The sequence below is a fragment of the Roseibium sp. SCP15 genome (genome assembly GCF_040329435.1).
GTDB lineage: Bacteria > Pseudomonadota > Alphaproteobacteria > Rhizobiales > Stappiaceae > Roseibium.
Genome location: NZ_JBDZYI010000002.1, coordinates 206,718 through 221,596, shown reverse-complemented (window position 1 = coordinate 221,596; position 14,879 = coordinate 206,718). Strand labels below are relative to the sequence as shown.

Here is a 14,879-nt window from a genome sequence, read left to right as displayed (position 1 = left end):
AAACTTCCGCTGCTAGAACTGAGCCATTGCAGATTTAAAGTGTTCTGTTTGGAAGGGGTTCTCATGGAAAACGCAATGGATCAGGCCGCTGCCTATATGCCGCTGGTCATCAATGCGGTGAAGGCCGTCATCGTTTTGGTCATAGGCTGGCTGCTGGCTGGCATTCTTTCCGGAGTAACGAGAAGAAGGATCGTCAGTCATCCCCGTATAGACGACACGATTGGCGGGTTTGCAGCGTCGATCGTTCGCTGGCTGGTGCTGCTGGTCACGGTGATCGCAGTCATGCAGCTGTTCGGCATCGAAGCAACAAGTCTTGTTGCCGTCCTGGGTGCCGGCACTCTGGCCGTCGGTCTCGCGTTGCAGGGGACCTTGAGCGACATTGCCGCCGGTGTGATGCTGATAATTTTCAGGCCCTACAAGATTGGCCAGTTCGTAGATATCGGCGGCACGTCCGGCACGGTCAAGGACCTCAATCTCTTCGTGACCGAGCTGGTTACGCCTGACAACGTTCAGATCATCATGCCGAACGGCAAGGCCTGGGGAACGGTCGTGACCAATTTCTCGGCGCATGAAACCCGTCGGCTCGATCTGACGTTCGGCATCGATTATGGCGACGACGCTGACAAGGCCACGCAGATTATCCTGGATGTCGCCAGCGCCGATGAACGGGTCCACAAAGACCCGGAAGCCTGGGTGCGCGTAACTAACCTGGGTGACAGTTCCGTTGACCTCGGCGTTCGCCTTTGGTGTGACGCAGGCGACTATTGGGAGCTGAAATTCCACATGCTCAAGTCCGTGAAAGAAGCTTTCGACGCAGGTGGCATCTCCATTCCGTACCCGCATACGGTCGAGATCAAGAAAGCCGGATAAGCAGATTATTCAAAATTTGAAGGGGAGGGCCGTCAGCTTGACGCCGTCCCCTTTTTTGTATCCGTCGGTTCGCGGTCGACCTGTTCTTCTTCTGAAGGCCGGGCAGGGGCGTTCTCGTCATTTGCAGGCGCGGTGTCGGTCAGGCAGATTTCGTCAGTGACCTTGACCTCGACCGAGATCTTTTCGACTGCGACGGAGTTCTGATCGGCGTGCTCCGTATCGGATGTTGCTCCGTTCTGTTCGACCGAACCGTCTTCTTCCTGCAGCAGGTCTTCCGCGGGCGTTTCTTCCTTGAATTGCGGAACAACCGGATCCTCGATTTCGTGTTCCGGTTTGTCCGTGTTCATCAACTGGCGTTTTTCCGCAAGCTGGATAACGTGCTCGCGTACGTCGGGATTTTGCTCCATCAGCGCTTTGAAGTCCTGCGCCCGCAGGCTCAGGAGCTGGCAATAGCCAAGGGCGACCACATCGGCACTGCGGCGTCCACCGGTCATCAGCGCAATCTCTCCGAAAACATCTCCACGCCCGAGCCGGATGTTTTGTGCCGGCGCGCGCACCTCGACAGCGCCTGAGGCGATGAAATAGGCCGCGTCGCCTCTGTCACCCTTGCGGATCAGTTTCTCGCGCGGCGTCGCGAATTGCGGCCGCATCATTCGCCTGATGGCCTTTTGCTGCTTTCGCGGCAAATCGGTGAAGAGAGGATGTGCACTCACCAGGTCGCTGGTCTTCAATCCCAGATCGAGCCTCGGTCGCTCGTAACTGGCTTTTCTGACCCTTTCGATGTCCTTGAGCAGATCCTGATGCAGTTCCGTACCGATCAGCATCTGGCCCTTGGCTTCGTCGTAGGCTGTTTCTTCAAGTCGGGCTCCTGCCTTGCGCAGGAACTGGCTTTCCAGTGCGTCGGCATATTCCGGATATTGCAGACGCAGTGCATCGATCGCCTGAATGGTTTCGTCCTGGCGGTTGCACAGGACATCTTCCAGAATGTCGGCAACACGATCGCCCAACAGAGGGCGAATGCGTTGATTGTTGAAGTCGACGAGTTCGTCGGCAAGGATGCGGTAGACCAGCAGGAACTCGAATCTGTCGGCGAGCCTGTTTGCAAGCGGGCGTGTGATCCGCAACCGGCGTTGAAGGGTTTGCGAAAACCGGAAACCCAGTTCGAATTTCAGGGGTTGCCGAGTTGCCTTGATGTAGCCGGCGCGGCCTTCACTGCGTGTCAGGTCGCCGATACGGCCCGTAAGCGTCAGAAATTTCGAAACCGAACGCCCGGAAATGGTTTTTTCGTGGAAGTGTTCCAGCACGAGCTGCTGCTCTCGGTCCGCAAGTGCGATCAGGCCAATACGGACGCGGTCCCAGTCTTTCAACTCTTCCAGCTTGTTGGTTTCCGAAGCGGCCGCTGCAGCGCGTTCCTCATAGTCCTTCAGAACCTTTCCGGTCACCCGTTCGTCAATGTGATAGTCCTTGGCGGCGGTTTCGAGCTCCTGGCGGACATCGGACAGGGCAAGCGAGAGAAACTGCGTTCTCAGGGCTTCGTCGCGTGCATTGAGGCGATCCAGACCGAGCAGGCGGATCAGGGGTTTCAGGCTGGTGCCGTAAACAAGCAGCGTAAACAGGACGAAGCCCGTTGCGAGCTTGGTGATGAAACCGGAAACCTCGTGATGCAGTCCGGCGTGTTCGGAAACACTGAGGGCGAGCGTCAGGGTAACAGCGCCGCGCATTCCACCCCATAGAATGACTGTTTTGTATTTGCTGTTGACCCTTTGGCCTGCACCGATTGTGCTCAGGATTGGCAGCAGGCCGAATATCACCACCGCCCGCGCGGCGAGCGCAGCGAGGATGACAACCAGCAACAGCAGAATATCGATGGGGGTGAACCCTTCGACGAACTTGGGGATCAGAATAGCTGACAGCAAGAAGATCAGGGATGCCGCCCAATAGGACAGTTGCTCCCAGACCGAATGCAGAAACTGCCAGTTGGACGGATGAATGCGGGCTGGCCCGTACAGATTGAACACCGTTCCGGCGCATACGACGGCAACAACAGCTGAGACATCAACGAACTGATCGCTTAAAACATAAGTTCCATATGGCAGAGCCAGACTGAGCGTCACCTGTGCAAGCGGAAGGTCGCGCATCAGGGGCAGAACGCTGACGGCAAGTCTTGCCAGTACCGTGCCGATAACCAACCCGCCGACGAACGATCGTCCGAATGCGATAAAGGCTTCGCTTAGTGTGAGCGCCTGGTGGCCGGTCAGAATGCCCAGGAGAATGACGAAGATCACGATGGCGGCTGCATCGTTCAGCAGGCTCTCGCCTTCCACGATCCGCCCCAGTCTGGCCGGGGCACCGATATCCCGGAAAATTGCGACAACGGCAACCGGGTCCGTCGTTGCAACGATGGACCCAAGCAAAAGGCAGGCGACAAGCGAAACACCGGCAAGGGGATAAAGGGCGAAGCCGATGAACCCTGTGGCGACGAACACCGCGACGACTGCCATCACCAGAATCGGGCCGATATCTTCCAGGATGCGCCGAATGTCCAGCGTAAGCGAGGTATGAAACAAAAGAAGAGGCAGAAAGATGTAAAGGATCATCTCCGAATCCACGGGGGGATTCACAAAGACGTTGGCAATGGTATTGAAGGCATCCGTTCGCGGTGTGTAGAGCAGATACGTTGCCAGGATACCGATCATGGTGCCGACCATGGCAAGCAGCACGCTGGGGGCAAGCCCCAGCCGCCGCGCCAGCGGCTGCAGTAGAGAAATCGTAACCAGCAACAGCGCAAAGGCGCCTGTAATTAAAGGTGTTTCCATAGTTGCAATGTGCCCTGCGAATGCGGCGATTTCAAATTCGCAGGCGAATAAACCGCAACGGGTTTTGTGTTTTCAGCCGCTTCCCGTCTCCTGCTGTCTCCAGATTATAGGCTTCCGGCCTTTCTTTCCGACAGCCAGATACCTCCCAGGACCAGTAAAAGCGCTGTGCCGTGATGCCACTCGAAGGGCTCTCCCAGGATCGAGACCGCCAGCGCTGCGGCAAAAATCGGAACCAGGTTGATGAAGACACCCGCCCGCGCCGGGCCGATCAGTTCCACGCCACGCATGAAGAAGATCTGTGCCAGGCAGGACGGAAACAGCGCGATATAAAGAACCACCAGCCAACCCTGCAGCGTCGGCCACTGCGCGGTTTGCGTTGAGAGTTCAAACAAAAAGCCGGGTACGGACGCCACCACCGATATACCGGACAGGACTGCAAAGAAAGTCAGGCTGGATACCTGCGGCCGGTTCCTGAGCGACAGTGTGTAGCCTGAGTAAAGTACGCATGCGATCAGCATGATCCCGTCACCCGGGTTCACAGCAAGAGCCAGCAGGGTCTCGAGGCTGCCTTGTGCGGCAATAATGGTCACGCCGGCAAGGGTCAGAAGAATGCCGAAGACCTGGAGTGCGCGTGCCTTTGTTCCGAAGGCAATAACCGATCCGATCAACACCAGGATCGGCATCGACCCCTGGATGATACCGAGATTGACTGCCGTTGTCTCGGTTGCCGCTATGTAGAAGAGTGTATTGAAGCCGACAAAGCCAAAGACGGCCATCAGTACCATCAGCACAATGCGGGGACGCATTGCCGGCCACTCGGTCTGAATGCGCGTCCACCGCAGAGGCAATAGAATGGCGGCCACGATCACCCAGCGCAAAAACACGACCATCATGGGCGAAACTTCACCCACGGCCAGGCGCCCGGCAACGGTGTTGCCGCCCCAGAACAGGGTTGTCAGACCCAGCATCAGGAAAGCGTTGCCGTAGGTCAGGCCGCCGAAACGTTTTGCGAGCGCGTACATCGAAATCTTTCTGCGCAATAGGAGAATTGAAAGCCATCGGTAATCGATGATTGGCGCCGAGCAAAGCCCATTCTTTTTGTATACCGACCTATACTGTTAGAGATAATGATCTGGATCTTTTCCAAAATGGAAAAAGTCATGGGAGCGGTCGAACAATTGACGATCGGCCGGTTTGCCCCCAAAACACCGGGTAAAAGTCCGCGGACGAAGTGAATTATCGGAGATTTGAGTATGACAGGCCGTATCGACGCCTATGGATTGCAGGTTGCAGAAGTTCTTTATGATTTTGTCAACGAAAGGGCTCTGCCGGAAACCGGTGTCGATCAGGAGCATTTCTGGAAGAGCCTTTCGGAACTGGTTCATGACCTTGCGCCCAGGAACAGGGAACTTCTGGAAAAACGGGCAGCCCTGCAGGAAAAGATCAACGCCTGGCACAAGGCCAACCCGGGTACTCCGGACATGGAGACCTACAAGTCGTTTCTGAGTGATATCGGTTACCTGGTGCCGAAGGGCGAAGATTTCTCAGTAGGAACCCGGAACGTGGATCCGGAAATCGGCCAGGTCGCCGGTCCGCAGCTCGTGGTGCCGGTGATGAACGCACGCTATGCGCTAAACGCTGCCAACGCGCGTTGGGGGTCGCTCTACGATGCGCTTTATGGCACCGACGCCATGGGCTCCAAGCCGCAACGGGGCGGTTTTGATGAAGCACGGGGCGCCGAGGTGATCGCCTACGCCCGCAAGGTTCTCGATGAAGCCGTGCCGCTTGAGGGCGCGAACTGGTCGGACGTGACCGGTTTTGCGGTACAGGACGAAGCGCTTCAGGTCTCAACGGAAAGCGGCACGGCGTCGCTTGCCGACAAGGCACAGTTCGCAGGCTATGCCGGCGATCCGTCTGCGCCTTACAAGGTTCTTCTGGTCAAGAACGGTCTCCATCTGGAAATCAATGTCGACAGTCAGCATCCGATCGGCCGTGCCGACAAGGCGAATATCTCTGACGTTGTTTTGGAATCTGCCATGTCGACCATCATGGATTGCGAAGATTCCGTGGCTGCTGTCGATGCCGAAGACAAGGTCGTTGTCTACACCAACTGGCTCGGTCTGATGAGGGGGGATCTGGAAGAGACGTTTGAAAAGGGCGGCGAGACCATCACCCGGCGCATGAACGGCGATCGCAACTACACAGCTCCCGACGGCAACGCCCTGGCCCTTCATGGCCGCTCCCTTCTGCTGGTGCGCAACGTCGGCCATCTGATGACTATTGATGCGGTTCTGGACAAGGACGGCAACGAAGTGCCTGAAGGCCTTCTCGATGGCATGATCACCGCCCTGATCTCCTTGCATGATATTGGTGCGAACGGCCGTGGAACGAACAGCCGGGCCGGGTCTACCTACATCGTCAAGCCGAAGATGCACGGCCCTGAAGAAGTCGCGTTTGCCTGTGAGATTTTCAACCGCGTGGAAGACGCGCTTGGCATGGAGCGCAACACGCTCAAGATGGGTATCATGGACGAGGAGCGCCGCACCACGGTGAACCTTCAGGAGTGCATTCGCCAGGCAAAAGACCGTGTGTTCTTCATCAACACCGGCTTCCTTGATCGCACCGGCGACGAAATGCACACTTCCATGGATGCCGGACCGATGATCCGCAAGGGTGACATGAAGGCCGCGACCTGGATCGGCGCTTACGAGAACAACAACGTTGACGTCGGCCTCGCCTGTGGTCTGCCCGGACACGCCCAGATCGGCAAGGGCATGTGGGCAATGCCGGATCTGATGCAGGCGATGCTTGAGCAGAAAATCGGACATCCGATGTCCGGTGCCAACACCGCCTGGGTTCCGTCCCCGACGGCTGCAACTCTGCATGCTCTGCATTATTACAAGGTATCTGTCGCAAACCGCCAGGCAGAGCTGAAGTCACGCGACGCTGCGAAACTGGAGGATATCCTGTCCATCCCGGTCGCAGCGCGTCCGAACTGGGCTCCGGAGGACATTCAGGCAGAACTCGACAACAACGCGCAGGGCATTCTCGGTTATGTCGTTCGTTGGGTTGAGCAAGGTATTGGCTGTTCCAAGGTGCCCGACATCAATAATGTCGGCCTGATGGAAGACCGCGCGACCTTGCGCATATCCTCCCAGCACATCGCCAACTGGCTGCATCATGAAGTTGTCAGCCAGGATCAAGTGATGGAGACCATGAAACGTATGGCTGCCGTTGTAGACGGGCAGAATGCCGGTGACCCGGCATACCGTCCGATGGCGGACGACTTCGACAACTCGGTTGCATTCCAGGCAGCTTGCGAACTGGTCTTTGAAGGCACGCAGCAACCGAACGGCTACACTGAACCTGTCCTTCATCGCCGCCGGATCGAGTTCAAGGCAAAGGTCGCCTGATCAGGCAGATGGCTCTCGCGTCAAACCGCTAACGGGCGCATGTAAAAAATAGTCCGGACCCTTTGTCCTTTGGGATTCACAGGGTTCGGGCATGCTTGAAAATCTCACTCAGCAGATGTTGGTCTCATCCTTGGGCATTGCTGAACTGTTCGATGAATACCCGCATTGCGCCATTGGACGGGAGGCTTCACATCCGAAGGCCGACATCCATCGCAACCGCGCTCAATTCAAAGCTGGACGGAAAACCGTCGTCGGCCGCGACTTGAAAGAGTGACCGCTCGGGGCCGAAGCGGGCTTTAGCAGCTACATCCTGTGATGTCCGCGAGCGGCCGGCAACGGCCCTCCAATTCCCGATCGTACCAAGTCTCTCTGAGTTGAATTCCGGTCATCGGTAAGGTTCCTGATGTCACATTTCCGGTGGTCGGGACGCGGCTTGAAACGCCTCCTCCTATTTCAATCGATTAATCTTCAAACTGCATATGGACATTGCGTTTGCGCAGGAGCTAAACACCGGGCGCAGGCCCAAGACCTGCCAATCTTTGCGCTGGAAACACCATAAGGGAGTTGTTGGAAATGGCGGCTATGGATAATCACTTCGATAACTGGAAGGAACAACAGTCCGCCGCCGAGCAGATGATCCCGCTGGTTGGCCATCTCTACCGGGATTACGGTATCAACATCCGGATTTTTGGACGCCGTCTGCTGAACAACTCCGCAATCGAGATCATCAAGGCACACCGTTATGCCCTGCAAATTACCGGACAGGAGCTGGAAGTCGCCAAAAGTCTCGAAATCGTCAAGGCAATGCTCGAGATGGACCTCGCCGCGTCCCGCGTCGATCTCGGCAAGCTCTGCTATCGTTATATGGAAAAGGGCGGTGATGTTTCGAGCTTTGTGCAGGAGCAGCTTGCCAGCATCAACACCGGCAAGACCTCTATTCTGCAAGAACCGCAAGACGTTGTCCTTTACGGTTTCGGGCGCATTGGCCGTCTACTCGCCCGCATGCTGATTGAGCGTGTCGGTGCTGGCAACAAAATGCGCCTTCGTGCAATTGTCGTGCGCGGTGGCAAGGATGGTGATCTCAAGAAGCGCTCCAGCCTGTTGCGACGGGATTCCGTCCATGGCGCGTTCAGAGGATCGATCACAGTCGACGAAGAACAGAACGCAATTATCGCCAACGGCAATTACATTCAGGTGATCTACGCCAACTCGCCCGCCGAGGTGGACTACACCAAGTACGGCATCCAAAATGCGTTGGTGGTCGATAACACCGGAATCTGGCGCGACGAGGAAGGGCTTGGCCAACATCTGAAATGTCCGGGCACGTCGAAGGTCATTCTGACCGCGCCGGGAAAAGGTAACATCAAGAATGTCGTCTATGGCGTAAACCATGGTGACATTACCGAGAGCGACGACATTCTGAGCGCCGCTTCGTGCACCACCAACGCGATCACGCCGGTGCTCAAGGTGATCAACGATGAATTCGGGATTGAGAACGGTCATGTGGAAACCATCCACGCCTTTACCAACGACCAGAACCTGATCGACAACTACCACAAGGGAGATCGTCGCGGCCGCTCCGCACCTTTGAACATGGTGTTGACGAGCACAGGCGCGGCAAGTGCCGTGGCAAAGTGCTTGCCCGAAATGAAAGGCAAGTTGACCGGCAACGCGGTACGGGTACCGGTTCCCAATGTCTCCATGGCAATCCTGAACCTGAACCTTAAGCGTGAGACGTCGGACGCGGAAATGAACGATTACCTGCGAGGGGTTTCCGTACAATCCCCGATGCAGGACCAGATCGATTACACGGCTTCGACCGAGCTGGTCTCGTCCGATCTGGTCGGCTCCACCCATGCCGGTGTGGTCGACAGCCAGGCCACGATCGTCGATGGCAACCGCCTCGTTCTTTACGTCTGGTATGACAATGAGGCGGGATACAGCACCCAGGTGATCCGGCTGATGCAGGAAGTTGCCGGAATGAAATACCCTTCAGTCCCTGAATAAAATCGGATCCAACGGTCCCCAAGGGGTTAAGCCACGTCTTAACTCCTTGGACTGTGTCATTCACCGTATGGCTTCAGAGGCATGCACTGTCCCTGCAAGATGCGGTGAGTGCGGTCGCCCAGAGATCGACCGAAGGTCGCTCATGGCATTCGGTCATGGCCACACTTGACGACCCGGATATGTAATTGACGGAAGGACATGTCCTCGGCGCTGACCACTGCTGAAAAAGACAGCCAACAGCTCGCTCTCATTTTGAAACCAGGACTGGATGTCCAGTGAACCAGGTATTCACAAAGCGGACAGTGATGTCTTTCGGACTGCCGGGATGCAATTCGTCTCCCCGCTGAGGGAGAGCGCTCGCTATCTTCTTGTTGTGCTCATGGCCAAAGCCGTAAGCTTTTCATTTGGACGTTCGGCAGCAATGACTGGTTCAGGCAGGCTGTGCCGAAAGTTACGCCTTCTGTTCTGGCCAATCTGCGATCTTCACCGCCCGCCTGGTAACGGAAAGCGCTCTTGTGGCTGGCCTTTCCTCCTTCCTTCGGGACATCGCTCTCGGCCCAGGATCCAATTCGATAGACTTAAATTTCGCTCCGCTCCCAAAGCAGAAGCGGCTTGACCCTGACACTAGTGTCAATCCGCTAAGCGTGGTCCCGCATCAAATTGCGCAGCTTTTGAGGAAAGGATTCGACGCGAAATGACACGGAAAAATACTTGGCAGGACAAGGTCGCGATTGTCACTGGAGGCAGCTCCGGCATTGGGAGAGCCACAGCGTTGGCGCTGTCAGAACAGGGCGCTCGGGTGCTGGTCACCGGTCGCGATACGGCGAGACTGGCTGATGTGGCTGCGATTGGCGAGGCAATTGACACGTTACAGGCTGACAGTGCTGATCCCGCCAGCGCTGCGCGCATCATTGAAGCGGTTCAAACCAGGTGGGGGCGACTGGATCTGATCGTCAACAACTCAGGCGCCGGGCAGCCACTCCCAATGACGGCCTATGACGCTGATCTGATCGCAAAAATGTCAGCGGTGAACATCATTGCACCTTCGCTCCTTGTGAAGGAAGGCCATGCAGCCTTACGCAAAACCCGGGGCGCCATTGTAAATATCGGGTCTGCGGTATCACGGAATGCGGTACCCATGGTGGCCCACTACGCGGCAACAAAGACCGCGCTGGAGCATCTCACCCGTTCTTGGGCTGTTGAACTGGCAGGTGACGGCATAAGGGTCAATGCGATCGCGCCAGGGCCGGTGAAGTCAGGTGCGTTGACAGGCATGATGGGGTTGCCGGAAGAGATGGCGCAGCAGATCGAGGCGCAAGAAGAGGCCCAGATTCCTCTGGGGCGGCGTGGGGTTACCGCCGATATCGTGCCCTGGATCTTGCAACTGGGCAGTTCGGACAATGAGTGGCTGACAGGACAGGTTCTGACAGTCGATGGTGGCTGGACGCTTCGAACCTGATGTTTCAGTTCCGGTCGGGCGGATACGCAACTTCCGCCCGACACCATTGATCTTTGAATTCAGCCCTAACATATGTGTCAGGGTGTCAGGATAGGAAATCGCATGCAGGCAAAGGAAGCCGCCGAAAGGCTGGGGATCACGCAGCGTATGTTGCGCCACTACGAAAAAGCCGGATTGCTGGAGGTTCGCCGGACCGGGAACGGTTATCGCATCTACAGCGATGCGGACTTGCGCCGGGCGGGGCGCGTTCGGGATTTCATTGCGACCGGTTTTTCCACGCGTGAAATCCGCGCCATGAGTGCTTGTCTTTCAGATGACGGTGCCGGACCATGCGAAGATGGCATCGATCGATTGATGGAAAAACTCGAGCATATTGAAAGACTTCGAGCTGATCTCGATGCACGCAGGGACGCGGTTCTCGAACGGATTTCCGCTCTAAGGGAGGGGCTTGCAAGTCAACGCGCATCCGTCGGTTCGCCGGAAATTGCGGAGAGTGACTGAACCGGAATACGCCTGGAACCTTACCATAGCCACCCGTCCGAAATGAGTGTCTGAATACAAACAGGCGAGGCAAGGCAACAACGAGCGCAATAGGCTGTTCTCGAGATCAGCAGAACTGACGGGGACATCCAGAGAACTGCAACGGGTTGAGACGCAGCCCGTGTCGAAAGGCAGATGCAATTGTCGCAATCATCTTTGCCCTAAGACAGATCTTGCTCATTAAGCGGATTCGATTGGATGTTCGCTGAAGCTTGCCTCATCCGACAATCTGAAAATCAGCAGGACCAGGAACAGGGAGCCCTGGAGCGCGAAACCAATCCCGGTAATCAACATCGCCCACGTCTCAGGTCGAAAAACGCCAATAGCGATGATCAAGACCAGGAATGGAACTTCGAGCCCACGAACCAGAACAGGCAAACTTTTGTCTCGAAGCCTTGCAAATACCGCCATCGAACGATCAGCCCAGGCTATTGCGATGAGATTGTGCAGATGGCGTCTGGAATATGTGACGCTGACTAAAAGGCCGATGGAGAATAGACCAACCATCCCCGCGAGCCAGGGAAGGTTCAGGATTTCAGTCGGGTGATAATAACTCGCGACCAATCCACCACCAGAGACAACAACGATTATGGCGCCGGGCAGGGCAACGAAACTGTAACAGTTCGACATCAGTTGAAGAGCGACAACGCGGCCATACTGCGCTGCGGATCGACCGATGTGGCAATGCTGCGCTGTCGAGTAGCGGGTGAAGAGATCCTGTGTGAGCACAGCCATAAATCCGACCGCTACCAACAGTACCCCCATTAGATGGATAAATTTCAGCAGGAAAAAGAGCATCTTGGTACCTCAATGGTGAATGTTGAAAGTCGCCGGAAAACTCGCCAGACACGTCTGGCCTCTGTTCAGCGACCTGAGTATCCAGAGGCCGAACAGCGGGGCTGGAACAGGCCATTCGGTCTGAATGACCCCATCTCGGACCGAAAACCGTCAGTTCTGAGGGAAATCGGCCTCAGGTTTGTTTCCGAACCACATTCTTGAGAACAGTCGATCTCTTAGAATGACCTGGTGCCAAAGGGCGGCGGCTGTATGTACCATGATTGCCGCCAGCAGAAAGTCGGTCAGCAGGGCATGAGCGGCATACATCGGACTTTCTGAGAGATCGGCAGGCAACATCGCATTTCCCTGAAAGACCTCAAGCAAGTTCGCCTCAATTGCGATGCCGAGACCAGAGGCAACAACTGCGAAAACCAGTCCGTAGAGTGACATGTGCATCACTCGCGCTATCTGAGTTTGTGTCCCTTTGGAGGAAGGAACATGCGTCTTGAGCTTCACGGTTGTTCGAAGAAGGAAAATCGCAAAAATCAGCGCTCCGCTTGCCATATGAAAGCCCAGCGGTGCAATGCCTCCGGAAATCAGAGTCACAATGACCAGAAATGCCGACAGCCAGTGCAAGGCCACGAGAAGAGGGGGATGGCGTTTCATGGTCATTTCACTCTGGTCATTATGTAGTCCAGGGCCTCAAGGATCTGTTGGTCCGAGCACGTGGGGCAGCCACCTTTTGGCTTGTGATCTTTGGAGCTAAACAAAACAATTTCCTGCATTTTTGTTACGGTGTCCCGTTTGAGATACTTCTGCCAGGAGGAGGGTTTGTTGACGTTCGGGGCGCCAGAAATGAAGCCTTTGAAGCCGCCGGTGTGGCATTCGGCGCAAACAGATTGGAAAGTGCCGGCATCTGCCTGTGCCTGGGTGCCACACACCAGCATGAGTGCGAAGGTTGTGAAAGCGTGTTTGATCAGCGGTGCGTTCCAACTGAACATTGCAAAATCCTCTTATTGCTGGTTGAAGGTGCAGTTTTTGACGATTGCCGAGCAGTTCTTGATGCCGCCTCCGCCCCATCCAGCCCGGTTTTCGCTGGTAATGTGCCGGATCAAGCCGTTTTCAACGGTGAATGTAAAAACACAGGCTTTGGGATCGTCGGTCGCACCCGGTGTTGCCAGGGTCAGACCGTTTGGAGCACGTTGTTGGGCGGAGCTATATTTGACAACAGTCTGATGCCCCTGTGTGACCAGCTTTGCCGGCTCGCCAATACAGGTTTCCAGTTGTTCGGCAGGTGCACCGTGCAAGGAAGTCTTTGCAGACTGCACGGTTGCTCGTTCAAAGGCGCCACAAGCCGTCGTGACGAGTGGCAGCAGTGCCGCAAGAATGAGTGATCTGTTCATGGTTTTGGTCTCGGTTGTTGATTTGAGGACGTTTTCTCAAGCACGGCTCACCGCCAGATAGGCAAATGCGGTCCCGGCAATTCCAAGGATCACCCGGATCCAATGGATCTGAAGCCAGAGCGCCAGCGCTGGGGCGACATCGGCGGCCTGGAAGGTCCCGGATGCGAAGGCGGAGTTCGCCGGTACGAAGAAGCTGAAGGTCAGAATCGCAACGCCGGTCCAGGACAGGGTCGCCGCTATCCACCAGTGGCGAGAAGGGAGACGCCAGAACAGAATGCTGCAAAGAAGAGTGCCGACAAGAGTTGGCAAAGTGACCAAAGGGATCGTGTTCTGAATGAAGCCGTTGTTCGCTGCGAACCAATTCAGGAACTGCTGCGCGTCAAGACTCTGCCAGTATCCACCAAGCGAGTTTCCGATGAAGAACATCACGCCTGCAAACATGCCCGAGGAGACAATAGTGAGGGCCTGGACCGGGCCGCGAACGAGACTGGTGACGGTTCTGGCCTCAGAAGCGCTTCGACCCCTCATGAGCGTGTCTCCCTGCGACGGAAACGTCCCGACAACTTGAAGCCATCGCGCATGCTCAGACCCATAAGCGTGAGGTTTGTGGCACCCGCAATCAGTTCAAGAGCCTGAACGGTATAGAAGGTGCTGTCGAATTCACCGGCATTGGCTTTGAAGGCAAGGAAGAGGGCTGCCGGGACCAGGACCAGAACACCATTGGCTCCAATTATCGGCATCCGCCTTGCCTTGAGACCGAGGACACCTCCACGTCGCTTTCCGGCAAGAAAGAAACCGGATCCGCCGACGGCAATCATGGCGGGAACAAGAACAAGCAAACCCCACGGTATGGCGGTTTTGACGGCTGTGACCTGTGCTTCAGTGCCAATCAGTTCGACTGTCACTGTTGAAAGCCAGAACGTAGCTATGGTGAGGAAGGCAACTGCTCCTGCGATCGGGTGAATAATCTTTGGCATGGGACATTCCTTTTGATTAGATGAATAGCAAGCTATGTTTATTTGCGTGGCGTGTCGTGAAAACAGCTCGTTGCCATCGTTTATATAGCAGGCTATATTTAATTTAAATAGCCTGCAATGTAAAAATTTCGAGAACCGCATGACATTTTCACGAGAAACCTCTCCCGGTTACCTCATCAACCACCTTGCTCGGTTGTTCGCGAACGCCCTGCAGGAAAGGATAAAGCCTTTGGGACTCTCGACCGGCGCCTTTCCAATCATGATCCATCTTTGGGAGAGAGACGGTCTAACGCAGAAGGAACTCATTGAACGGGTGGGGATCGAACAGGCAACCATGGCTAATACGTTGGCAAGGATGGAGCGGGATGGGCTGGTGTGTCGGCGGCGAGATCCCAAGGACGGTAGAATCCGGCACACATGGCTGACAGAAAGTGGGCGGGCCTTGAAAGACCCGACACTGGCGATTGCAATGGCGCAAAACAAGTCTGCGCTTGCCGGGCTCAGCAATTCTGAAAGGGAACAGATTATCGCATTGATTTCAAAGGCGATACGTGCGTTTGAAGCAAACTGAGAAAACGGCAGAACTGGCTTATAGCTTTCGCAACATCATTCAGTCA

General features: G+C 55.8%; 15 protein-coding genes. 7 read left to right on the top strand and 8 right to left on the bottom strand.

The genetic code is table 11. The annotated features are described in order from the left end of the window. Positions 1–63: 63 nt before the first annotated feature. On the top strand, positions 64–870 hold the full coding sequence (locus tag ABLO27_RS08375; protein ID WP_353031997.1) for a mechanosensitive ion channel family protein: 807 nt from the start codon (positions 64–66) through the stop codon (positions 868–870). 32 nt (positions 871–902) lie between these two features. Here ABLO27_RS08375 and ABLO27_RS08370 read toward each other — a convergent pair whose 3' ends face one another. Continuing rightward, positions 903–3,686, bottom strand: coding sequence for a cation:proton antiporter (locus ABLO27_RS08370; RefSeq protein WP_353031996.1), 2,784 nt, complete (start codon positions 3,684–3,686; stop codon positions 903–905). A gap of 104 nt (positions 3,687–3,790) precedes the next feature. Then, entirely contained in the window at positions 3,791–4,708 is a 918-nt protein-coding gene (locus ABLO27_RS08365) for a DMT family transporter (RefSeq protein ID WP_353031995.1), read from the bottom strand. Positions 4,709–4,939: 231 nt separating this feature from the next. Between ABLO27_RS08365 and ABLO27_RS08360 the strand changes: the two genes are divergently transcribed. From ABLO27_RS08360 to ABLO27_RS08340, 5 genes are all read left to right on the top strand, one after another. Beyond that, positions 4,940–7,099 (top strand): malate synthase G, encoded by a 2,160-nt coding sequence (locus ABLO27_RS08360; protein ID WP_353031994.1) that lies wholly within the window; start codon positions 4,940–4,942, stop codon positions 7,097–7,099. Between the two features lie 91 nt (positions 7,100–7,190). Further along, positions 7,191–7,373 carry a hypothetical protein gene (locus ABLO27_RS08355; RefSeq protein ID WP_353031992.1) on the top strand — a complete coding sequence of 61 codons (183 nt, stop codon included), beginning with the start codon at positions 7,191–7,193 and terminating at the stop codon, positions 7,371–7,373. Between the two features lie 299 nt (positions 7,374–7,672). Next, entirely contained in the window at positions 7,673–9,106 is a 1,434-nt protein-coding gene (locus ABLO27_RS08350) for a glyceraldehyde-3-phosphate dehydrogenase (protein WP_353031990.1), read from the top strand. A gap of 694 nt (positions 9,107–9,800) precedes the next feature. Then, positions 9,801–10,565, top strand: coding sequence for an SDR family NAD(P)-dependent oxidoreductase (locus tag ABLO27_RS08345; RefSeq protein WP_353031988.1), 765 nt, complete (start codon positions 9,801–9,803; stop codon positions 10,563–10,565). Between the two features lie 102 nt (positions 10,566–10,667). After that, positions 10,668–11,066, top strand: coding sequence for a MerR family transcriptional regulator (locus ABLO27_RS08340; protein WP_353031986.1), 399 nt, complete (start codon positions 10,668–10,670; stop codon positions 11,064–11,066). A 219-nt stretch (positions 11,067–11,285) separates the two neighbouring features. On the opposite strand, the gene ABLO27_RS08335 is transcribed toward ABLO27_RS08340, so the two are convergent. The 6 genes from ABLO27_RS08335 to ABLO27_RS08310 all read right to left on the bottom strand — a co-directional run bounded on the left by ABLO27_RS08335 (position 11,286) and on the right by ABLO27_RS08310 (position 14,262). Then, complete coding sequence (locus ABLO27_RS08335) at positions 11,286–11,840, bottom strand: hypothetical protein (RefSeq protein ID WP_353031984.1); 555 nt, start codon at positions 11,838–11,840, stop codon at positions 11,286–11,288. A 213-nt stretch (positions 11,841–12,053) separates the two neighbouring features. Continuing rightward, positions 12,054–12,548 carry a cytochrome b gene (locus tag ABLO27_RS08330; protein ID WP_353031982.1) on the bottom strand — a complete coding sequence of 165 codons (495 nt, stop codon included), beginning with the start codon at positions 12,546–12,548 and terminating at the stop codon, positions 12,054–12,056. 2 nt (positions 12,549–12,550) lie between these two features. After that, a complete protein-coding gene (locus ABLO27_RS08325) occupies positions 12,551–12,829 on the bottom strand; it encodes a c-type cytochrome (protein ID WP_353033492.1) in 279 nt (92 codons plus the stop codon). A gap of 66 nt (positions 12,830–12,895) precedes the next feature. Beyond that, complete coding sequence (locus tag ABLO27_RS08320) at positions 12,896–13,285, bottom strand: hypothetical protein (protein ID WP_353031980.1); 390 nt, start codon at positions 13,283–13,285, stop codon at positions 12,896–12,898. A 36-nt stretch (positions 13,286–13,321) separates the two neighbouring features. Then, positions 13,322–13,813 carry a DUF1772 domain-containing protein gene (locus tag ABLO27_RS08315; RefSeq protein ID WP_353031979.1) on the bottom strand — a complete coding sequence of 164 codons (492 nt, stop codon included), beginning with the start codon at positions 13,811–13,813 and terminating at the stop codon, positions 13,322–13,324. Next, complete coding sequence (locus tag ABLO27_RS08310; RefSeq protein ID WP_353031977.1) at positions 13,810–14,262, bottom strand: hypothetical protein; 453 nt, start codon at positions 14,260–14,262, stop codon at positions 13,810–13,812. The genes ABLO27_RS08315 and ABLO27_RS08310 overlap by 4 nt, the downstream gene beginning before the upstream one ends. A gap of 139 nt (positions 14,263–14,401) precedes the next feature. Between ABLO27_RS08310 and ABLO27_RS08305 the strand changes: the two genes are divergently transcribed. After that, positions 14,402–14,833 (top strand): MarR family winged helix-turn-helix transcriptional regulator, encoded by a 432-nt coding sequence (locus ABLO27_RS08305; RefSeq protein WP_353031976.1) that lies wholly within the window; start codon positions 14,402–14,404, stop codon positions 14,831–14,833. The last annotated feature ends 46 nt before the right edge of the window (positions 14,834–14,879 follow it).